This is a genomic window from Chryseobacterium sp. ON_d1 (genome assembly GCF_006829085.1).
Taxonomy (GTDB): domain Bacteria; phylum Bacteroidota; class Bacteroidia; order Flavobacteriales; family Weeksellaceae; genus Chryseobacterium.
In genome coordinates this window covers 133187-158003 of sequence record NZ_BJTC01000005.1, presented here as the reverse complement: position 1 = coordinate 158003, position 24817 = coordinate 133187, and the positions used below count along the sequence as shown (strand labels likewise).

Here is a 24817-nt window from a genome sequence, read left to right as displayed (position 1 = left end):
AAAAAGGGGGCGTTTTTTACAATACCAATTCTTGCCTTGATTCGTCTTACTCAACTATTCACTTGACAACTACAAACTAGAAAATTCCATAAAAAGACGGTCAAGGCAGGATTTTTGCATATGCAAAAGGGTACCACAACAAAGACCAAATAAAATAGTATTATTATCTTTGTTAGAAACCACATCGCATTTGAAACTGAAAATCAACACCACAAAACTCTTAAGGCGTATTGCAATAACCTTTATTTCAATATTGGTTCTTCTTACCCTGTTGATACTAAGCTTAAGGCTTCCTGCCGTTCAGAACTTCATTAAAGACAAACTGATTGTTTACCTTGAGAAAAAAATCAAAACTCCTGTAAGCCTTGAAAGAGTTTACATCGGATTTCCCAACAGTCTTGTCATGGAAAACCTTTATCTCAAAGGCCAGGACGTAGATACTCTTCTGGCGGTAAAAAAACTGGATGTAGGTTTACATATGCTGAAACTTCTCAATTCTACGGCAGATATCACTTCAGTCAATATGGAAGGAGCCCGTGCCCATGTTGTACGGAAACCGGACGGCAAATTTAATTTTGATTATATCATCGATGCCTTTGCCACAAACGACAAAGAAGAAAGTCCTTCCAAACCTTTTATTATTTCTCTTGATAAAATCAATTTAAAAGACATTGGTGTTACCTTCAACGACCAGCAGTCGAAGAATGATATTCAGCTCTATTTTAAATCGTTCGATACGAGAGTTAAAACTTTTGATCTTAGCAAAAACAACTATGCTGTCAATGATATTAATCTTGACGGATTAAAATTAAAGCTAAAGCAGGACCTTGTAGAAGAAGTTGCCAAAAAGGTAGAGAAAAAAGTAGATTCCCTCAATGAAAAAAAGCCGATGAGTATTGGATTGAGAGGCATTAAGCTTACCCATTTCGATATTGATTACGGTGATGAAAATACCAAAACATTTGCAAAAGTTATCTTCAAAGAACTGAGCACAAAGGTCAATAAGCTTGATCTTGAAAACAATACGTACAATATTGCCAATGTATTCCTTTCGGGTGCAGATATTAATGCCAACCTTTTTCTTCCGGCTCAGAATGCCAATCCGAAAAAAACAAAAGAGCCGGAGGTTTCAAAAGTCTCCGATCAGGATAAAGCAATAAAACTTCTTTTAGGAAAACTTGTTCTGAATGATGTAAAAGCGACCTATAATAACACTGCAATTGCTCCTACCAAGCAGGGTATGGACTTCAATCATCTTAATTTTTCAAAAATGAATGTTGAGGTGAGAAGTTTCAAAATGGAGAATAATACTTTCGCAGGAACAGTAAATACTGCGGAAATCCAGGAAGGCAGGGGTTTGGATATCCAGAAATTCAATACGGATTTTGTGTATGCTGAAAAAGAGGCTTATCTAAAAGATCTTTATCTTCAAACCCCGAAAACCCTATTGCGTGATGAGGTTATTTTAAACTATAACTCCATTGATCAGCTGAGTTCAAACTTAGGTGCTGTAAAAATTTCGGCCAATATCAAAGATTCAAAAATCGGATTCTCAGATATTCTGAATCTGGCTCCGACTTTAAGAAATACGGTACCATTCAACAAATATCCAAATGCCATTTTAAACATAAATGCCAATGTAAAAGGGAGCGTCAATGATCTTTTGATTCAGGATCTTAAAGTTTCCGGATTGGATCAGCTGAGGGTAATGGCCTCCGGAAAAATCAGGAATGCGATGAATCCGAACCAGTTATATTATGATCTGAGAATCGGTGAATTGTCTTCCAGTGCCAAAACGATATTCAATCTTGTCCCTAAAAATACAATTCCTTCCAATATCTCCCTTCCTTCCCATTTCAGCATCAAAGGAAATGCAAAAGGGACAACAAAAGTAGTGAATACCGATCTGAACCTCTACTCTACTCTTGGGAATGCGGCTGTCATCGCACAGGTAGACATGCGTAGAAAAAATCACGAACTGTATGACATAAAAGCTAACCTTCAGGGGATACAGGTTGGAAAAATCATTCAGAATAAAGATATTGGTCCTGTCACTGCGCAGATTGCAGCGAAAGGAGAAAGTTTTGATTTTAAAAATGCCAATGCAGATTTAAAGGGGCGTGTAGCTTCTGCCGTCTACAAGGGATACCGCTATCAGAATATGAACCTTACCGGAAAGATCAATAAAGGAGCATATCATATTCTTTTGGACTCAAAAGATCCGAACGCCAGCTTACAGCTGACTGCTTCCGGAGTTTATGACGAAAAAAATCCAACGGTAAAAGTGAATGGAGAAGTCATCAAACTGGATGTCAACAAGCTTGGTTTCTATGAAAAACCAATGATCATTGCCGGAAAAATTGATGGTGATTTCACCAGTTTAGATCCGAATAATCTGAACGGATATCTCAACCTTAAAGATTTCGCTTTTTCAGATACCAAGGAAGTGTATCCCGTACAGGAAGTCAATCTGAAAGCATCATCTACTCAGGATTCTACACAGATTATTTTCAATTCCCAAATTGCTGATGTGGAACTGAAAGGAAAATATAAGCTCACTCAGATTTTTTGGGCTTTAACGCAAACTGTGAATCAGTATTATCAATTCCAGAAACCGGATAAAAGTCAGAAGATTGATCCGGGACAGCATTTTACCTTTACGGCCAAAATCAAAAATGATGATCTGATCAGGAAGTTTGTACCCGATCTGAAAGATTTTGAAACCATAAATTTAGCAGGAAACTATGATGCTGACTCTCAGAAAATTGAAATAGACGGACAGATTCCGCGATTATTATACGGTGAAAATTCTATTGAAAAAGGAGCTTTGAAAGTCACTAATGAAAATCAGGCGCTGCAGTACAGCCTGAATGTTGCTGCTTTAAAAAGCTCAAGCTTTTCTTTAAACAAAATCAACATTGACGGCGATGTTGCGGATAACACAATCCGATACAATGTCACAACAAAAGATGAAAAGGATGCCACGCGGTTCCTGATTGCAGGAAGTGCAAAATCCCTTAATGACATTACCGAAATATCACTTAATCCCAATGGCTTAAAACTGAATTACACTGACTGGAATGTTGCCGAAAACAATAAAATCCAGATCAGCAGCAAAGGAATTCTGGCGGATAACTTTATTTTATCTAACGGGAGCAGTGAAATTGCTGTTCAGTCTGAAAACAACAATCCCAGCAGTCCTTTAAATATTTCGTTGAAAGATTTTAAGATTGAAACCATTACAGAACTTATCAAAAAAGATACGGTTCTGGCAAGAGGAACCATTAACGGAACCGCTCAGCTTCGGGATGTGACTAAAAAAATGACCTTCACTTCTGATTTGAATATTTCAGATTTAATTGTCTATGGAAGCCCTGTCGGAAATCTTGCGGTAAAAGTGAACAATGCTTCACCGAATGTTTTAAATGCCGATATCGCTCTTTCCGGAAATAACAATGATGTAAAAATCCTGGGAGATTACAATACCTCATCCAGTACTTTCGATCTGAATATGGCGATCAACCAGCTTCAGATGAAGAGTATTCAGGGATTCTCCATGAACGCGATTACCAATACGGAAGGCTATCTTTCAGGAAACTTAAAGATTACAGGGACCAGTGATCAACCGAATATTTTAGGAAAAGTAAAATTCAATGATGCCGGACTGGAAATTGCCAAAACAGGAAGTGATTTCAGACATCTGAGCGATGAAATAGATTTTACCAGCCGCGGAATTGAGTTTGATAAATTTAAAGTAAAAGATAAAGACGGTAACGCCCTTGTGGTGGACGGGCAGGTTCTTACTCAAACCTATAGGGATTTTGCTTTTAACCTTAATGTAAATGCAAAAGATTTTAAAGTAGTTAATTCTGAGAAATCCAACGATGCAATTATGTATGGTATTCTTGCCATTGATGCAGGTCTTCATATCCGTGGAAATCTTGATCTTCCAAAAGTTGACGGAAGGTTAAGCGTAGCTGACAATACGGACTTCACTTTTGTTCTTCCACAATCCAGCCCCTCTTTACAGGAAAGAGACGGCATTGTAGAGTTTGTAGACCAGGATCAGGTAGTTTTGAATAAAACAATTAAAGCAGACTCACTTAATGCACAGAGCCGTATCAAAGGAATGGATGTAAGTGTTAATATTGAGGTCAGCAAAGAAGCAAAACTTTCATTAATTATTGATAAAGCCAATGGTGATTTTGTACAGCTTCAGGGCGAGGCAGAATTAACCGGAGGAATAGATCCGTCAGGGAAAACCACACTGGTAGGAGTGTATGAAGTAGACAAGGGAAGCTACGATCTCTCTGTAAGCTTCCTGAAACGTAAATTTGACATCCAGAAAGGAAGTACTATTACCTGGACCGGTGAACCTACAATGGCTCAGATGGATATTACAGCCGTGTACAAAACAGAAGCTCCGCCTATTGACCTTGTAGAACAGCAGATCAGTGGTGAAAGTGCCTCCACAATCAATCAGTTTAAACAAAGGGTTCCTTTCAATGCGTTATTGAAAATGAAAGGTGAACTATTGAAACCTCAGCTCACTTTCGATATTACCACGGATGAAAAAAATAACGCCGTGTCCACCAATGTAAAAGATATTATTGACCAGAAACTCGCTCAGGTCAGAACCCAGGAATCAGAACTGAATAAGCAGGTTTTTGCCTTATTGCTTCTGAACCGTTTCATCGGAGAGAATCCATTTGAAAGCGGAGCAGGAATGTCTGCGGAGACCATGGCAAGACAGAGTGTGAGTAAAATCCTTTCTCAGCAATTGAATAACCTCGCGGCAGGTCTGATTAAAGGAGTCGATCTTAATTTTGGTCTTGATTCTTCAGAAGATTATTCCAGCGGGGAGAAAAATACGAGAACCGATCTGAATGTGGATATCAGTAAAAAATTACTGAATGACCGACTGAAAGTAACGGTGGGAAGCAACTTCGGACTGGAAGGCCAGGCCCGTCAGAATGAAAACATGACCAATATTGCAGGGAATGTTTCTGTAGATTACAGTCTTTCCAAAGACGGTAGATATATGCTGCGTGCTTATCGTAAGGATGAATATCAGGTAGCTCTTCAGGGGCAGATCATAGAAACCGGAGTCGGATTCATTATTACGTTGGATTATGACAAATTCCGGGAGATTTTCCAGAAATCCAAAGAGAAAAAACCGAAAAAGAATCAAAATAACCAAGTGGTAGAATTTAAATAATGAGTAATAAGTTCCATATATATTGTAAGTATCTGTTGGTTTCCGGAATGGCATCAACGGTGATTTCGTGCAGCAATACCAGGTTTTTGAAAGAAGGCCAGATGCTCTACACAGGAGCTGAAGTAAAGATTGAAAACGATACGATTTCGAAAAAGGAAAAAAAAGAATTGCAGGCTGCATTGGAAGCGAATCTCACTCCTAAACCCAATTCCACATTTTTAGGAATGCGCCCAAAGCTGTATTTCTATAACATAGCCAAAGAGCCCAAAAAAGACAAAGGCTTTAATTACTGGCTGAAATATAAAGTGGGTGAAAAACCAGTTTTATTAGGTGATGTAGACAGAGAATTCAATAAAGATATTATTGAAAATTATTCTGAAAACAAAGGGTATTTTAATGCTAAAGCTACTTATGATACGGTTTCAAAGAATAAAAAAGCCCAGGTTATATACACCGTGAGACCAGGTTCACGATACCTTATTGATGGAGTGAAGTTTCAGAAAGATTCTACGTTGGTCAATCATGAAATTCAGAGTTTTGCCGATAAAACCCTTCTCAAAAACGGCAGACCTTTTGACCTTGATGTCATTAAAGCAGAAAGAGAAAGAATTGATAACAGATTAAAGGAAAGAGGCTTTTATTATTTTCATCCGGATAATATTATTGTACAGGCAGACAGTACGGTAAGCAAAAATCATAAGGTTGAACTTAACGTAAAACTGAAAGACAATACTCCGGATTTAGCAACTCAGCAATTCAGTATTGATAAGGTGATTGTATTTCCCAACTACAACATTCAGGATGTAAAAGACGGTAAGTACAGCATCCCTATGAATAAAGACTCTCTTTCGAAATATGCTTTCGATGATATTTATGTAATTGATCCACAGCATAAATTCCAACCAAAGATTTTTGACAGGGCATTATATTTCAAACAGGGAGATCTGTATAACCGCTCCAATCATAACCTTACCCTGAACAGGCTGATCAGTCTGGGTGTTTTCAAGTTTGTAAAGAATGAGTTTATCGTATCTGATTCTTTAAGCCATAAATTTGATGCCTATTATTTATTAACCCCGAGACAAATCCAATCCCTTCGTCTGGAAGCACTGGGAAGAACAAACTCAGCGAATTATGCAGGAAGTGAACTGAATCTCAACTGGACTCACCGAAATTTTTTCCGGGGAGCAGAACAATTTAAAGCTGCGATCTACGGGGCTTTTGATTTCCAGATGGGAGGCGCTCAGAATGCCAATAATATTTTCCGTGCAGGAACGAATGTACAGCTTTCAATTCCGAGAATTGTGGCACCATTCCGTTTTCATTCTTCCAGTGAGTTTGTTCCCAGAACCAATATCACATTGGGATATGAATTCCAAAACAGAACACAGTATTACACGCTTAATAATTTCACTGGTTCATTCGGATATTTATGGAAAGAAAATGCGAGGAAAGAACATGATCTTAAAGTGATTGATATTACTTTGGTTTCTCCGGCAAATGTTACAGAAGAATACCAGATTAAGTCTGCCAACAATCCTGCTATGCAGCGAGTTGTTGCAAAACAGCTTATTTTCGGTCCAACCTATTCTTACACCTACACCAATACCATGTATCCTAAGACCAATACCATTTATTATAAGGGGACCCTTGATCTGGCAGGAAATATCACAGGATTGGTTACGGGTGCCGATGTAAAAAAAGATAAGGAAAAGAAACTATTTGGGATTCCTTTCAGCCAGTATGTAAAAATTGAAAATGATTTCAGGTTCTATCATAAGTTCACTGAAAAGTCTTCATTAGCAACGAGATTCATTGGAGGAATCGCTTATCCATACGGAAATTCCGAGTTTATACCTTTCTCCAAGCAATTTTTCTCAGGAGGGAGTAACAGTATCAGAGCTTTCCGTGCAAGAACATTGGGACCGGGAAGTTTTGATCCGAGAACCATACCGGAAGGTTCTTATTTTGATCAGTCCGGAGATGTTAAACTGGAGTTAAATGCGGAATACCGTGCCAATCTTTATAAGTTTTTAAATGCAGCCGTTTTTGTGGATGCCGGAAATATCTGGCTACTTCATGACGATTCCACAAGACCGGGAGCAAAGTTTTCAAAAGATTTTTTAAATGAAATTGCGGTGGGAGCCGGAGTAGGTCTGAGACTGGATTTTTCTATCCTGATCTTAAGGCTGGATCTTGCAATGCCACTGAGAGTTCCTTATTATCAGAAAGGAGACAGATGGGCCTTCGATAAAATTAACTTCGGAGATCCAAGCTGGAGAAAAGATAATCTTGTTTTAAATATTGCCATCGGATATCCTTTTTAGTATGATCAAAACCATCAAATTTTTCTGGGAGGTTCTGAAAGACACATTTACAGAATGGAACAGCTCTTCTGCATCAAAAGATTCAGCGAGTCTTGCCTATTATGCTATCTTTTCTATTCCCGGGTTATTGATCATTATTATATGGGTGCTTGGAAATTTCTTCGGCGAAGAAGCCATCCGCGGACAGATCAGTACCCAGATCAGCGGTATTATGGGACCGGATGTAGCAAAAAGTATTGAAGGAATGCTGGCTGGGGCCCTGATTGACAAAAAAAATATTTTTATGAAAGCGGTAGGAGTAGGCTCATTGGTTTTTGGTTCTACAACACTTTTCTTTCAGCTTCAGCATTCATTGAATACACTTTGGGAAGTAGAAGCTGCTCCCAAAAAAGCACTGGTTAAATTCCTACTGGACAGAGCGAATTCTTTAGGCATGATTCTTATCCTGGGATTTCTTTTGATGATCACTATGATTTTGTCTTCTCTGATCAGTCTGTTCAATACAATCATTACTCAATATTTTGGTTTTGAAACCTATATGCTGGTAGAGCTTGTCAATTTTGCGGTGGGTTTTGGTCTGGTGATGCTATTATTTGCTCTGATGTTTAAAGTGTTACCCGATGTTTTGATTAGCTGGAAACCTGTATGGAAAGGCGCATTTCTGACAACCGTTTTATTTACCCTCGGAAAATTCTTATTAAGCCTTTATTTTAACCAGGTAAAACCTACCTCAGCCTTTGGTGCAGCCGGAACAGTTATCCTGATCATGATGTGGATCAACTATTCCTGTATGCTGATATTTTTCGGTGCTGAATTCACCAAGGTTTACACTTATAAAAAGGGATATAAAGTCACGCTTTCCAAACATGCGCGATGGACTCCGGCTAAGTTGTATGCAGATAGTTTGAGGCAGATGCATAGTGAGCCCGATGATAAGACATAAAATGCGGGATTTTGAGATGCTCGATTCGAATTGCTTAGCATGAGAACCCATTAATTGATATAAAAATTCCTCCTGAAATTTCAGGAGGATTTCTATTTTTACATTCTGTTTACGGTTCCGATACCGAGGAGAGCTAATGATTTTTTAACTGTTTTTGCTGTAAGATCTGAAAGGTTTAAACGGAATTGCTTTAAATTTTCATCTTCCAGTTTCAGAATAATATTACTTTGGTAGAACGAATTATAAGATTTAGCCAGATCATAAACATAATTGGCAACCAGGGCCGGGCTCAATGCTTCTGCTGCTCTTTCAACAATTGTTTTGTAGCTAGCCAAAAGCATGATCAGTTCTTTTTCATACTGGTTTAAAGTTACATCCGAGATTTCTTTATACTGGTAATCTGCTTTTGCCAGCAAAGACTGCGTACGAGCGTAGGTATATTGAATAAACGGTCCTGTATTTCCATTAAATTCAATACTTTCTGCCGGATTGAACAACATCTTTTTCTTAGGATCCACTTTCAGCATGAAATATTTGAGTGCTCCCATTCCAATGATTTCATAAGAAGCTACTTTTACTTCTTCTGAGAGACCTTCAAGTTTTCCTTGTTCTATAGCTTTTAATTTTGCTGTTTCATGCATTTCTGCCATCAGGTCGTCTGCATCTACAACGGTTCCTTCACGGGATTTCATTTTTCCTTCCGGAAGTTCAACCATACCATAAGAAAGGTGGAATAACTGATCAGCCCATGAATATCCAAGCTTTTTCATAATTTTAAATAAAACCTGGAAGTGATAATCCTGTTCATTTCCAACAGTATAAATCAACTTTTGAATATTGTTATCTTTAAAGCGCTCTACAGCTGTTCCAAGATCCTGAGTCATGTAAACAGAAGTACCATCTGAACGAAGCAGTAACTTCTGATCAAGACCTTCATCGGTAAGGTCACACCACACAGAACCATCTTCTTTCTGATACAAAACCCCTTTATCCAGCCCTTCCTGAATAAGATCTTTCCCTAAAATATAAGTATTGCTTTCATACTGAACCTGATCAAAGTCAACGCCTAATCTTTTATACGTTTCATTGAATCCTTTATAAACCCATGAATTCATTTCTGCCCAAAGCGCTCTTACTTTCTCATCTTCATTTTCCCAGTCCAAAAGCATTTTCTGAGCTTCTTTCATTACCGGAGCCTCTTTTTTAGCCTGCTCCTCTCCTACGCCCTGCTCTACAAGCTCTGCAATTTCTTTTTTATAGTTTTTGTCAAATTCTACATAATAGTTTCCAACAAATTTATCGCCTTTGGTATTAGTCGTTTCAGGCGTTTCTCCGTTCCCAAATTTCTCCCATGCCAGCATGGATTTACAGATATGAATTCCTCTATCATTAATAATCTGAGTTTTGATTACATCATATCCAGCCTCTTTTAAAATCTGAGCAACAGAGAATCCTAATAAATTATTTCTGATATGCCCCAAGTGTAATGGCTTGTTAGTATTCGGTGAAGAATATTCTACCATTACCGTAGCGTTTTTCTTTTCTATTGTAGAGAAATTTTCACTTACGGATCTGAAATTATCCACAAACAATTGATTTTTCACCTTAACATTAAGGAAACCTTTTACCACATTAAAGCTTTCGAAAAGCTCCGTCTGCTCTGTCAAAGCCTCTCCTAATTCAACCCCGATGCTTTCAGGATTCTTTTTCAGCTGCTTTACCAATGGAAAAGTAACGATGGTAAAATCGCCCTCAAATTCCGTTTTATTTTCCTGAACTTCCAGCTTAATGTCTTTTAACTGATATACATTTAAAATGACTTCCGAAAGTTTTTGCTCTATAATATCTTTAATATTCATGGGTTCATACTTATTTTTTCAAAGGCCACCTGTAATAGCCTGCATTTTATTTCAAAATTTTGAAGTACAAATATACGGAAATAAAAAAACCGCCCGAAGGCGGTATAATATGAATGTTTATTAAAATATGTGTTAATTCTTATCCCAGAAAAGCTTGGTTGTTGCTTTATCACCACCTATTTTATCTCCTGCAGCTTTAACGTTTGCTCCGTTCAATACATATTCCTGATCAGAATAAGGCATTCTGTAAGGCACTGAAGATAAGTTAGATTTTGGAGGATTCACAAGAATAGGGTAATCCAAACGTCTTGTAAAGTTCCAGCTGGCAAAACCTTTATTAAACATGGCAATCCAAGCCTGTACACCTATAGACTGTTTCCAGTTTGCCGGATTATAAGGGTGTGCAACCACATACGCATCTGCAATGGTACTGCTTATTCCATTCTCTCTCATAGACTCCTTCACAGCAGCTGCATAAAGCTCTACTGCAGTACCTCCTGCAGAATATCCTCTTGCAGCAGCCTCAGCTTTTAAGAAGGCCACTTCCGCATAACTAAGCAGATTAGATGCTGCAGTAGCACTCCTGAAATAGGCGCTTAATTGAGAGAAGTTGGTATATGGATCATTTAATTCTCCAAAAACGCCTCCTTTATATACTCCTCCTGTAATCTTTGTAAACCATACATCCATTCTTGGATCGGAAAGAGCGCTCATCGTATTAATTGTTAATTCACTAGGTAAAAAATCATTTCTATTTGAAGCCACTAAATTATCAAATACCGGATTCGAAAAAGTTCCGCCATCATATTTAAATTTATAAGCATCATCATCAGAAGAAATAACACCACTGGCAATTGCAGATTCAACGGTAGTTTTTGACAGTGCAGGATCTACATCTGCTAAATTCATCCCTAATCTTAATTTAATGGAGTTAGCCAATTTCTTCCATTTAGTCATATTACCTCCGTAAACCAAATCACTGTAACCCGTAGCTGCAGGCTTTATAGTAGCAGTAACAGCATCGATTCTTTTGATCAAGTCAAGATAAATTGTCTTAGCATCATCGTATTTAGGGGTTAAAATCTCATCCGGTTTGAAAGCTTCAGAATAAGGAACATCCCCATAAGTATCCACAATATTTTCCCAAATAAAGATTTCTTCAATTTCTAAGGTTGCCAACTTATTGGTACGTATATCATCCGTCTCTACTTCATTCATCAGATTCACTTTTGCTTGTTTCAAGTTGTTAATACTGTAAACATACATTCTGTTAAAATGATTACGAGGCTGATTACGGGTTACCAAATTATATTGAGTTTCGTCCGGGTACTGAGTTTCCGCCCATTGTTGTGTAAAGAATCTGTAATTATTAAAATTTACACTAGGGTTATCCATATAATAAGATGACTGATATAAGGCCGTAGCTAATAAGTTATCAGATGGAAGGACTGACGGATGTTTAGGATCATCATTAAGAGAAGTTAAATCACTTTGGCATGAACTTAAAGCCAACCCAATACATGCAGACACCAAACTTATTTTTATAATATTTTTCATTTTTAAAGTAATTTAGAATTTAAATGTAACATTAATACCCAGATCTCTTGTCGTAGGCATTGAACCAATGGACCATCCGTAAGAGTTAAGTCCTCCACCCACCATAGCTTCCGGATCAGCGTAAGGTAAATTTTTATGAATAATCCATAGATTTCTACCTACAATTGAAATCTTAGCATCATAAATCTTCGTACCTGCCAACAGAGACTTTGGAAGCATGTAGCCAATACTTGCCTCTCTTAGCTTAATAAAAGATCCATCATAAACAAATTCGCGTGCAGGCTGGGTTTTGTATCCGGTAGAGCCACTGTTATCAACCTGTGATATTGCAATAGTATTTGGAGTTCCATCAGGAAGAACACCAGGTACAACAATAGGTTTGTCTCTAAAGTCACCTTCAGCAGTTTCTTTATACAGACCAGATGACAATCCATAATACATATCTGTTGAGAATATATCACCTCCTTTACGCATATCAATCAAGAAACTTAAAGAGAAGCCTTTATAGCTGAAGCTATTTCTAATTCCTCCAATCCAGTCTGGAGTAGTATTACCTATCACCTGATTAGGATTTTGCAAATATTTTCCTGTCTTCGGATCAATTACTTTTTCTCCATTTAAATAAGTGTAATCAGCACCTACCAGTGTTCCCCAAGACTCTCCTACTCTTGCATTTAAAGAGACTCCACCCTGAAAACTGTTTAATAAAAGGTTGGTGATTCCCGGGTACAGGCTCACTACTTCATTTTTATTTTTTGACCAGTTTACATCAATATTCCATGTGAAATCTTTTAATTTTACAGGTACCAATCCCAGCTGTACTTCATAACCGGTATTATCAATTCTACCTGCATTAATTATTTTAGCTGTAAATCCAGCTCCTGAAGAAATAGGAAGAGAAATGATCTGATCGATTGTTTTGGTTTTATAATAGGCAAAATCGACAGTTATTCTGTCTTTTAAGAAATGAGCTTCAGTTCCTATTTCAAATTCCTTAGATCTCTGAGGTTTTAAGTTAGGATTTGGTTGATTTAAAATTGAATTATATATTCCTACACCAGATAAAATCCCCGAAGATCTGTAATTATTAGCCAGTTGGTAAGGATCTGCTGTTCCTCCAACCTCTGCATAATTTGCTCTCAGCTTCCAGAAATTCATCCAGCTCTTAGTATTTAAGATTTCGGACATAATAACTGAACCAGTTACAGAAGGATAGTTATACACATTATTTCCTGCAGGTAATGTTGAACTTTGGTCTACTCTCCAGGTTCCATCTATATAGAATTTTTTAAAGAAATCAAATGAAGCGGTAACATACCCTGAGTTTGTTTGGGTTGTAAACTGATTTTCATCTGGTGCCAAAGGTGCTTTTTTAGAATTGGATAAAGCATAAATTCCAGGTACTATCAATCCTCCCTCTGTAGAAGCATAGATTGAATTATAATAATTTCGACGTATATTTCCTCCTACAACTCCGGAAAGGTTAATATTATCTGTGATATCAAATTTATAATTCACCATTAAGTCATAATTGGTCTCGGTCTGTAGTATATCACGTCTTCCATATCCGGAACCAATAGAGTTATTTGACTGTCCAAAAGCCTGAGGTAAAGATCCAACAGCCAATCTCGTTTCCGCCATAAGATTTGATCTATCATAAGAAACTTTTCCGGTAACAGAAATGTTATCAATCACATCATATGTTAACTGACCATAGGTAAAACTTCTGTATCTCTTGTCTGAAGAATAATTCTGATAGGCCTGGAAATATGGGTTGTTCCAATACGCAGGAGCTCCGTTTGCAGCAGACTTTCTGTTCCATGTGACATTACCATAGTTATTGGATGCATTGGCTATGTGCGGATCTACATTTGCAAAATATAAGTTTTGCAGATCCTTAATATCCACATTGGTTTGCCACCATTGTCTGAAACCGGTAGCTATATTGTTTGAATACCCTGTAATACTTCTACCTTTAGTTTCCTGTAAAGTCATTGTAGAATAAAAGGAAGAATGCAATTTAGGGGTTAAATCATAATTAATCTTTAAAGAGAAATTATTTTTATTAAGATGTGAGTTAGGTATTAACCCATCAGACATCATATTCTCATAATTAAAGCTAATGTTTTTCCCTTTTTGTCCTTTTTCTAATGTAACACTATTAATATATGAGGCTGGATTTTCAAAAAATTTAATCGGCCCATTTTTAGCGGCTACCCAAGGAGTAGCTTTTTGATAATTTGGGGACAGGGGATTGAATGAATCCCACTGATACACCAATAAATTAGGGTCAAATTTCGGGCCCCAAGAAGCATCTGCTCCAAAATTTGCATTATTCAAGCCATCGGAAGCCTGTGTACCGAATTTTTGAGAATAACCGGCTCCATATTTTGTCTGGTATTCAGGGAAAGTAGATTTATCAATGAATCCCACTTGTATTGCAGAGGAGAACGTTACCCCCCATGAACCGTCATCCTTTCCTTTTCCATTTTTAGTGGTAATAACAATTACTCCATTTAATCCTCTTTCACCGTAAAGGGCAGAGGCTGCTGCTCCTTTTAATACATTAATGGATTCAATATCTTCCTGATTAATATCAGAAAGAGCATTCCCATAGTCAATTGAATTTTCCCGGGTACTGGCATTATTAACAGGTGATCCATCAATAACAATTAAAGGATTACCTCCTCCCAATGTCTTAATTCCTCTAATTAAGAGGTTGGAAGATCCTCCAAAATTGTTATTTGTAGTAACATTAAGACCGGCAACCTTACCTGATAATTGCGCTGCAATATTCCCGGTATTTGTTGTTCCGTCTGTAAGTGCACTGCCTTTAATTTCCTGTGATGCATACCCCAAAGATTTTTTTTCTCTTTTAATGCCCAGTGCAGTTACTACTACTCCTTCAATTTCTTTTGCTTTAATGGTATCTTTCTTCTCCTGAGCACTTACCATTACCACAGGGGAAGTCAATACCAAAACAAGAAGACTTGCTGTTAGTTTCTTCATATCAATTATTTTTATATCCGCACAAATTTGTCGATTATATTCAATAATTCAAACAAAAATGTTAAAAAAAATAAAAATTTATCACCAACAAGCAATAAAACATAATAATTAACAAAAAAAATAAGTTAAAAAAACCACATACATAAAAAAAATACTACTATTTAAAAAAATTAAGAAAAATAATTTAATTTAGTTAACCACATTATACCATTTAATTATTAAACAAACGATATTATTAAATAAAAAACCGCCTGAAGGCGGTTTAGTTATGTTAAATAAATCATTAATATTAATTTACATCCCAGAAAATTTTTGTAGTCAGTTTATCTCCTCCAATGGCAGCACTTGCAGCAGCATAATTCGTTCCATTTGTTGTTGCTTCTGCAGCTGGATACTGAAGTCTCACAGGAACTTTCCCTCCTGCATTTGGAATTGCCGTAGCAGGAGCTACAAGTTGTGGATAATCTAATCTTCTATAGAAGTTCCATGAAGTCACTGATTGATTATACATTGCTACCCAAGCCTGTTCACCAATTGATTTTTTCCAATTAGCTGCATTATAAGGATGTGATGCAATATAGGCAGCAGCATCAGATGCTAATCCCCAATCTGTAAAAGAAGATGTAACAGCTGTATTATATAGAGTAGCCGGCGCTCCTCCTATCCCCCATCTTGCTGCAGCTTCAGTAAGGTAAAATGCAACTTCGGTATAGGTCATAATAAGCCCAGGTGTCGTAGCTGTATAAGCAAAATCACCAGCATTTGAAAATTCTGAAAATTCTCCAGGAGCCCCTATTACCTGTCCGAGATAAACGCCATCAACATCGGTATAATATTCAGCAATTCTACTATCCATAGTAGCATTCATATAATCTACCAATGTTTTTCCTGCAATAAAATCATCTCTTGATTCTGTCTCCTGAAATATCGGATTTTGATTGGGAGAAGCATCCAAATAAGCAAACTGACAATTATCATTAGATGATGTCATAACCCCTCCAGAAATTGCCTGGTTTACAGTAGACTGGGCTAAAGTTGGATTAACATCCGCCAGAGCAATTCCTAATTTTAACAGCAGGGAATTACCAAACTTTTTCCATTTTGAAATATCTCCGTTGTAAAATATATCTCCATTACCAAAAGTTCCACCACTATTGGACAAATTACTTATATCCGTATTTAATTTTGAAATCAATGAAGAGTATATATCAGCTGCTTTATCATATTTAGGAAGCGGATAAAGGTCAATATTTAATGCCTGGGTATAAGGAATATCTCCATAGGTATCTACCAAAATCTGGTAAGTAAAGATTTTCATTATATCCACGATAGCCAGTTGATTTTTTTTCTTTCCTGGCCAGACAGACTGTTCTGAAGGTGCCGGAACATAGGCATTGATTATTTTTTCTGCCTGATCTAAATTCTTTAATACATTTACATAGTTATCCGTCCAAACATTATTTGACACGTTTCTGTTCGTAAAATCATAATTACTTTCATTTACATAAATCGTTTCTTGCCAGTATTGCATTGTAAGCCTAAAGTTATTTTCATTAACATTAGGTGTATTCATATAATCACTGAGCTCTTTTTGCGCATAGGTAAGCAAAGACTCTTGGGTTGTATTATAGTTGGCATGCTGATCTAGATTCACATCATCACCCGTTGTACAACCTACAAACAACAGAGCTAATATTGGTGTTAATATATATTTTTTCATATTCTTTAGAAATTAACTTTTACATTAAAGGAGATATTTCTTGTAGCCGGCATAGGTCCTGATTGATATCCTTGAATATTCCCTGAAGACAAGCCTGCCTCAGGATCAGAATATGGCAAATTCTTATGAATAATCCAGAGATTGTTCCCTACTAAACTTACAGACATTCCCTGTATAAATTTAGAATTAAACACATGTTTATCAAACCTGTAAGTAATAGCCACTTCTCTTAATTTCACAAAGCTTGCATCATAAACATAAGCCGCTCCCGGAAGGTCTGTTCCCAAAACCTGACTGGACTGAGATTTATCCAACCTGATCGTATTTGTAATAAAATGTCCAGGGTTATTAGGATCTTCCATTACTCCTGGCAGGATAACACCACCACCATTGGCTAGTGTATTTCTAATAGGATTACCTAAATCATTGAATCCTACAGAATCAGGATATATACCTGTTCCATATCCATAATATTGATCTAAAGAATATACCTTACCTCCTTTTTTCCAATCAATTAAAAAGCTTAATGACAGATTTTTATAGGAGATTGTGTTGCTTAATCCTGCAGTCCATTTAGCCTGGAAACTTCCCTGATTATAAGTAGGAGTATCAGTCACCAAGTAGGCTCCGTTGGCTCCCACGATAGGATTTCCATTTGAATCATAAACATAATCAGAAGTCCAGATTGATCCATAATCACCATTCAGAGGGGCATTAATACTAACACCTCCTTGCAGTCTTCCTATTGTAATATTTTCAATACCTGGTGCTAATGCTGTTACTTTTGTCCAAGGATTAGACCAGTTTAAGCTAAGATCCCAGGAAAAATCAGTTGATTTAATTGGGGTTGCATTAATGGATACCTCAAATCCTTTTGTGGTTAATTCACCAGCATTTTGGGTTTTCGCCAGTGCTCCATTGGCAAAAGATACTGGCAATGGTAATATCTGATCATATGCTTTGTTTTGGAACCAAGCTACATCAAACCCAAAACGGTTTTTAAACATTTTTGCTTCAATACCAACTTCAAAATTTTTAAGCCCCTGAGATTTAAGTTCAAAATTTCTTAAAGTGGTATTATAAGCATATATAGGGATATCTCCGTAGGATGGCTGTGCAAAGTATCTGTTCAACAGCTGATCAGCAGCAGTATCAGAACCTACTTTTGCATAAGCAGCCCGAATTTTCCCGAAACTTAGCCAATTCGCTTTCACTAAGTTTGAAAACACCACACTTGCAGATAAAGATGGATACCAGTATACAGCATCATTATCAGGAAGTGCTGTAGATTGATCCCTTCTGTAGGTCCCTTCCAAAAAGTAAGTGTTTTTATACCCCAATGAAACTTGGGCAAATACTCCATACACGTACTTTGTCAAGTCAGAAATCAACGGACGAACTGGCGCAGATGCCGAGTTTGCAATAGTATAAATACCTGGAATATATAATCCTCCTGAGGTTGACTGCTGATTAGAATATGTTTTCTGTACGTTAATATTACCTCCTAACAATGCATTAACATTAAAGTCATCCGTAATATTCTTTTTATAAGTTCCTATAAAATCATAATTGGTTTCAGAAAATTTATAAAGACTTGTTGCATAACCTGAGGGCTGATTAACCGCACCATTTAAACCAAAACTATTTCCGGCATATGACCCTACTGCTTTTCGGTCTTCAGTAATCATGGTATATCCATCTCTTCCCATTCTCACCAATAGATTAATATCCTTCGTGACATCATAACTTAGGCTAAAATTTCCTGCGAATCTATCTCTGGAGTCATTTTGATAATTTTCGTATCTCTGGAAATAAGGATTATCCCAAAATGCCGGAGTTAAATCAGAAATACCTCGCATATTCCATGTGTAATTTTTTTGGAAAGCACGGTATAAATATTCCTGATCTTTTATATCAACATTTGTAGGCCACCACTGCCTGAAATTAGTCATGATATTATCATTATAACCAGTTGTATTACGGCCAATCGTTTTCTGCGTAATATAGTTTGCATAAAGATTAGCAGTCAATTTATCTGTCAGCTTATATGATGCATTCCCACTGAAGTTATTTTTTACCAGCGAACTGTTGGGCATAATATCTGTTGCATCTGTATTTGTATAACTTAAACGATAGCTTGATTTGTCATCGGCACCGCTAAACGCTAAGCTATTTACGAAATTAGTTCCTGTGTTGAAAAACTTAATGGGACCATTTTTTGCCATCTGCCATGGAGTTCTCTGTCCTTGGGTAGGTGATCCCGGAATAAATGCACCATATTGCCAGACCATTGATCCATCGTAAGGAGATCCATATGAAGCATCGTTTCCGAAAGCTACTCTTGGACTTCCCTGATATAATGTACTGCTAAAACTGTTTCCAGTATATCCCTGTCCATATTGAGTCTGATAGGTAGGGAATGTAGACTTATCTATTGTAGACATTGTGATAGAAGTAGAAAACTCCATTCCAATACCTTCTTTATTTCTCTTTCCTCTTTTCGTTGTAATAATGATTGCCCCATTTTGAGCCCTAGAACCATAAAGTGCTGTTGCTGCGGCTCCTTTAAGAACATTCAAAGTTTCAATATCATTAGGGTTAATATCTGACACTGAACTTCCATAGTCATAACCACCACCACCTGTTGCCTGGCTAGCTGTATTGATATTTTTGTTCATAATAGGCACCCCATCTACAACAAAGAGGGCCTGATTATCTCCCAATAGCGATTTAAAACCTCTTGTAACCACATTGATAGATCCTCCAAAGTTTGTACTCTGTTTAATCTCCAAACCTGCAACTTTACCAGATAGGTTATTTAAGAAGTTAGTAGTAGGGTTCTTATTCACATCTTCCCCTTTTACTTCTTGGGTTGCATATCCGAGAGATCTTTTCTCTCTTTTTATTCCAAGTGCAGTTACCACCACACCTTCAATCTCTTTTGTCTGTGTAACAGTATCGCTTTTTTTCTGCTGAGCATTTGCAATAGCAACAGATGAAGACAATACCAAAACAATAAGACTGGTTGTTAGTTTCTTCATATCAAATTAATTTTTGTGACTTTACAAATTTGTAAAACTTTATCAATACCACAAAGTAAAATGTGAAAAAATTACAACTTATTCAATATTTATAAACAAAAACAACAAATAAACTATTAAAATAAGTTAAAATAAAAATATTTAACAAAAACAAAATCATTTTAAACTTATTTTTTTTAAGAAATAATAACAATCAGTCAAATTGATACAATCTATATTTTAAATACAAACCAACTTCAAAACAAACTGATTTTCAAATAATTAAAAGCAAAAAGGATGAAAATTCGAAAAATCCTGAATAGGTATTATGCTGAGCATATATCTATAACTGTAGAAATATTTAATCTTTTTAAATAAAAAAACCGCCCGAAGGCGGTAAAATATATTGAAATTTGTAATTATAAAATTAATTTCTAGCCCAGAATGGAGTAAATTTATTTTTAGCAAAAACATCATCAGCTGCCATACTTGGAACATTATTAGCGTTAGATTGATATTCAGAGTTTGGATATAGCAATCTGTTAGGCTTAACAGTTTTAAGAGAAATTGTCGGCAACGGGGTCTCTGGATAGGATGTTCTGGTATAATCAAAATAAGATTGTTCAGGGTTGATTCCTGTTAAAGCAATCCATTTTTGTGTCATAATTGCTTCAAGCTTATTAGCATCAGTTCCAGTCCATCCTAGTTTTGCCCTTGTATTGACAAGATCTATATAAATTTGAGCAGCTTTCTTAGTTACTGTTGGATTTGTACTAATAACGACATCAGCATTGGAGCCTAAATAATTATAAGAAGCAGTAATACCAGCTTCAAAATGAGATTGTGCACCAGAAAACTGACCAGGATAACGTAGAGCTGCTTCAGCTAATAAAAACTCTGTTTCAGCTTTTGACATTAAAACACCAGCTCTTGCTGATCCTTTTTGCATTAACTCTGTTTTTCTTGCCTCTTCATCATCTGGCGCTGCTAAAATTGGCAAAGACCCTACAATTAAACCATCTCCAGCTCTTGAAACCTTTCTAGGCGATGGTGCTCCAGGCTGTCCAGGAGTAGCTCCTTGCCTTACCCCTTCTACATTACTAGTTTCCACACCAACATTATCAGTAGTCTTCTCTAATGTAAACATTCTAGCTCTTCTTCCATCAACTATTCCACTAAACTTCTGATACACACTTCTTGTGTCAGGAACTGTAGCTTGTCCATTTCTATGAACAGCATTACCATTTAAAGCAATTGCAATATGTTCTGAAGGAACAACCAAGTTCCAGTTTTGTGGCTGAACTCTTGAACTGGTAATCACAAAATAATTCACCCAAGGATTCTGTTGAGCATCAGAAGCTTGAGAATATCCAGGATTAACAGTAACATCAGTAGCATTAAATACTGCTCCTTGCAAACTTGCGAGTTTTTGATCTCTATAAGTTGCTAAGTCACCTGTAACATTAGACATTCTAATAAGATACCTAAGCTTTAATGTGTTTGCAAATGCTTTCCAGCTACTCATAGATCCTTTAAAAACAACATCTGCAGTTCCTGGATTACTTCCTTTATTTGAATCTATCATTTGAATTGCACTTTCAATATCTGCAATAGAAGCTTTATAAATATCCTCTCCTTTATCATATTTAGGAGTCAGATTCAATTCTCTTTTGAAAGCTTCAGAATATGGCATATCTCCCCATAAATCAGTCAATATCTGAACATAATAAGCCTTCATAATTTTAGACATTGCTTTATACTGAGTATATTCACCAGTTGGATCACTATAATCTAAAACAAACTGAAAGTTGGAAACGTTTCTGAACAACTGATCCCAAATATCAGCATAAAAAGCACTTGTTATGTTTGGAGAATATTCATCCACAAATGGAGTTCCGTAGGAATAAGAGTTTCCAGCCATACTGTTCATCATAACTCCTGAAAAAAGATTTAATCTTCTTGCCTGTACATAATAACTGTTTGTAACAGCACCTGGAAAAACAAAATTAGGAGTTAGATCATTTACAGAGATTCTATCTGGGTTTTCATTGATATCTAAGTAATCATTACATGAAGTTGTTCCAAGTAACAAACCTGCCAATGCAATTATATATAATTTATTTTTCATTTTCTTAATTAAAAAGTTGCGTTAATTTTAAAACCAAAAGTTCTTGTCGTAGGATATTGTGTTGTTAATGCAATCCCTGCAGCATTATCATTACTGCTTGCCGTTTCCGGATCTGCAAAATTTCTATTATCTTTCGAATAAATAATAATAGGATTTCTTGCATACAAACTCAAACTAAGACTGTTGATAAAAGTAGAATTTAAAACAGATTTTGGCACATCATACGATATTGCAATTTCTCTTACTTTAAATGCGGTTGCATCTACAACAAGATTCTCCCCAACGTTTCTGTAAATTGAACCTGACCAATATGTTGTTGCCCCATTATAATCAGCACCGTAAGCAGGCGTTGAATTCGGAACGTACGAACCATTAACAAGCTGCACTGAACCAGGCACAATATATCCCTGAGTTCTATCCTGACTCGCTGTTTCTTCAAGCGCTCCTGTAAATGCTAACAATCTTTTTGAAAATGATACAAACTTACCTCCCTTACGATAATCAGCTACAGCAGATAATGTAAACGCCTTATACCTGAAAGAAGTATTAAACGTCATTGTATAATCAGGATTTAAACTCCCTAATACTTTTGTTGCAGAATTTACTAATGGTACTCCGTTAGCATTTACAATAATATTACCATTTGGATCTCTTTGATAAGTTGTTCCAACAATTGAATAGAAATTCTCTCCTACTACCGCTGCTAAGCCAACCGAAGGAGTCGTGTAGGTTAAAATAGGAACTCTCTCTGCTCCACTGCTTAATTCTAATAACTTTGTTCTAGACATAGCATAACCAGCATGTAAGTTCCAAGTAATATCTTTTGTTTTAATTGGAGTCACTCCTAAATCAACTTCAAAACCTTTCATTCTAGATTTACCAATATTATCTCTGTAAGAAGATAATCCAGAAGTATTTGAAGGGGTAATACTACTGATCAAATCCTGCGTAGTAGATTGATAAACAGATCCTTCTAATGTAATTCTATCTTTTAAGAATCCTAAAGCAATATTTAAATCAAAAGTATTTACAAATTCTGGTCTTATACTAGGATTCGTAATTGAAGTAGACATAATATAAGATGGCATTGGTCCGAAAGGATATCCTGTAGGGATTATACCGGTAGCATTAACGTTATATGGATTAATACCTGATGAATTTCCTACTTTTGTGAAACTCGGAGCAATTTTCATATAATTTAATACATCTCCTCCAAAATTAAAAGCTTTAGTAGGAATAAAGGACACCCCAACTGAATAATAAGAATATGGCTTATTATCAGTCAATCTACCATTTGTAAGAGGATCCCTACTATTTACAGTATAAACAGAATTCTTTTCATATCTGAATGTTCCATTTAAGAATAAATAATCTTTGTATGATAAATCTAAATTTGCAAATCCTGCAAACACTCTGTTTCTAACAGTATAATTATCCATATATCCGCCATCAGCCTGAGCATCAGTATTCCCGTATTGAGAGGGGTTGGATACGTTATTATAATTATACCATCCTGGAATAAATAATCCAGTTCCTCCAACCGTTCTAGCTGTAGAATAACTGTCCTGAATATTATTTCCTAAGTTAAATTTCAAATTTATATCTGATGTTAAATCATAATCAAAATTCAACATTAAATCTCCGTAATATTTTCTATCATTATAAATTCTATTGAAATAGTAAGCTGTAACATCTGGAGATCCAAAATCATTTAAAGTATGAGTATCTAAGAAAGGAACCCCCGTATTAGTATAGCGAATTGTCCCTGTAGAACCATCATTCCAGTTATCCTGTTGAGTTTTAGTAAGGTTTAAGTTTCCAGTATAACTAATGTTAATATGCTTATTAAATTCATACTGTAATGACAATATTCCATTTAAATAATCTCTGTTGGTATTATATCTTGCATGCTGGGCAATCCAGTAAGGATTCGTAGAATAAGCTGTAAGATATCCTCCGATTCCAGAATTTCTATAGTTTCTGATATCATTAGTAGATGGCATCTGTAAGATATTATCATACAAATCAGAATCAGTTTTATTGACTAACCTGCCTATATAATTGAACTGTCCATCAATTCTTAGCTTCCCAAGCTTTTTCCCTCCTTTGAATAAGAAGTTATTTTGTCTCATTTTATCCCCATCGACAACAAATGTATTATCAAGCCTATTGATAGACATAAACGCATAGCCATCAGAACCACCCGCATTAATACTTACACCATTTTGGAAGCTAACACCATTGGTAAAGAATTTTGAGAAGTGATCTTTTACCGGAGAAAATCTTTCATAAATAAATGATCCGTTAGATTGTGGTAAACCACTTGGAACTAACGTCCCTCCAAATCCAGGATAGTCATATGCTGGTCCCCAAGACATATTTTCCCAAGGCACATAGTTAGTACCACTATAGTCAACATCACTATAACTGTCATCCTGAACCCCTTTTCCATATTTTTTTTGAATAAGCGGATACTTAAACCCTTGAGTCACTTCAACAGCGGAAGTCAAATTAACTTGAATTTTTTCAGATTTTGTTCCTCTCTTAGTTGTAACAATAATTGCTCCATTTACCCCTTGCGATCCATATAAAGCAGCTCCCTGCAGACCTTTTATAACGTTTACATTCTGAATAATTTCAGGAGGTAATGAGTTTAAAACTGTCGCGTCTGAAATCACATTATCAATAACAACTAAAGCCTGATTGTTACCGGTAATAGACTTTGACCCTCTCAAAATGATTTTAAAACTTGGATCTACAGCACTGTTCGTGTTAGTAATTTGTAATCCAGACACTTTTCCTGTTAATGCTTGAACAGCACCAGGAGCTGCAGCTTGATTAAGTTCCTTGGTATTTACTATTTGCTGTGCATTTGTAACAGCATCAGCTTTTTTCTTAATACCTAAGGCACCCGTAACAACGATCTCCTCTATATTTTTAGTCTTTAGAGTATCTTTAGTGTTTTGAGCTGATACCATCACAAATGATGATGATAGTACCACCGCAAATACACTTGCAGTTAATTTCTTCATATTG

General features: G+C 36.3%; 10 protein-coding genes. 3 read left to right on the top strand and 7 right to left on the bottom strand.

Going from position 1 to position 24817, the window contains the following annotated elements; all coding sequences use genetic code 11:
• The first annotated feature begins 190 nt into the window (after nucleotides 1–190).
• From CRS_RS09675 to CRS_RS09665, 3 genes are read left to right on the top strand one after another with little or no spacing between them, the layout of a single operon-like run.
• Nucleotides 191–5218, top strand: a complete 5028-nt coding sequence (locus tag CRS_RS09675; RefSeq protein ID WP_142723833.1) for a translocation/assembly module TamB domain-containing protein — start codon at nucleotides 191–193, stop codon at nucleotides 5216–5218.
• The gene (locus CRS_RS09670) at nucleotides 5218–7545 is read left to right on the top strand and encodes a BamA/TamA family outer membrane protein (protein WP_142723832.1); all 2328 of its coding nucleotides are present in this window, start codon (nucleotides 5218–5220) and stop codon (nucleotides 7543–7545) included. Before CRS_RS09675 ends, CRS_RS09670 begins: the two co-directional genes overlap by 1 nt.
• 1 nt (nucleotide 7546) lies before the next feature.
• On the top strand, nucleotides 7547–8488 hold the full coding sequence (locus tag CRS_RS09665; protein WP_142723831.1) for a YihY/virulence factor BrkB family protein: 942 nt from the start codon (nucleotides 7547–7549) through the stop codon (nucleotides 8486–8488).
• A gap of 98 nt (nucleotides 8489–8586) precedes the next feature.
• Here the strand turns inward: CRS_RS09665 and argS are convergent, their stop codons facing one another.
• From argS to CRS_RS09630, 7 genes are all read right to left on the bottom strand, one after another.
• Complete coding sequence (gene argS, locus CRS_RS09660; protein WP_142723830.1) at nucleotides 8587–10347, bottom strand: arginine--tRNA ligase; 1761 nt, start codon at nucleotides 10345–10347, stop codon at nucleotides 8587–8589.
• 132 nt (nucleotides 10348–10479) lie between these two features.
• A complete protein-coding gene (locus CRS_RS09655) occupies nucleotides 10480–11904 on the bottom strand; it encodes a SusD/RagB family nutrient-binding outer membrane lipoprotein (protein ID WP_142723829.1) in 1425 nt (474 codons plus the stop codon).
• Nucleotides 11905–11916: 12 nt separating this feature from the next.
• On the bottom strand, nucleotides 11917–14913 hold the full coding sequence (locus CRS_RS09650; RefSeq protein WP_142723828.1) for a SusC/RagA family TonB-linked outer membrane protein: 2997 nt from the start codon (nucleotides 14911–14913) through the stop codon (nucleotides 11917–11919).
• Between the two features lie 289 nt (nucleotides 14914–15202).
• Nucleotides 15203–16633, bottom strand: a complete 1431-nt coding sequence (locus CRS_RS09645) for a SusD/RagB family nutrient-binding outer membrane lipoprotein (protein ID WP_142723827.1) — start codon at nucleotides 16631–16633, stop codon at nucleotides 15203–15205.
• 5 nt (nucleotides 16634–16638) lie between these two features.
• On the bottom strand, nucleotides 16639–19674 hold the full coding sequence (locus CRS_RS09640; RefSeq protein ID WP_142723826.1) for a SusC/RagA family TonB-linked outer membrane protein: 3036 nt from the start codon (nucleotides 19672–19674) through the stop codon (nucleotides 16639–16641).
• A gap of 406 nt (nucleotides 19675–20080) precedes the next feature.
• Nucleotides 20081–21781 (bottom strand): SusD/RagB family nutrient-binding outer membrane lipoprotein, encoded by a 1701-nt coding sequence (locus CRS_RS09635; RefSeq protein ID WP_142723825.1) that lies wholly within the window; start codon nucleotides 21779–21781, stop codon nucleotides 20081–20083.
• An 8-nt stretch (nucleotides 21782–21789) separates the two neighbouring features.
• Entirely contained in the window at nucleotides 21790–24813 is a 3024-nt protein-coding gene (locus CRS_RS09630) for a SusC/RagA family TonB-linked outer membrane protein (protein ID WP_142723824.1), read from the bottom strand.
• Nucleotides 24814–24817: the final 4 nt, after the last annotated feature.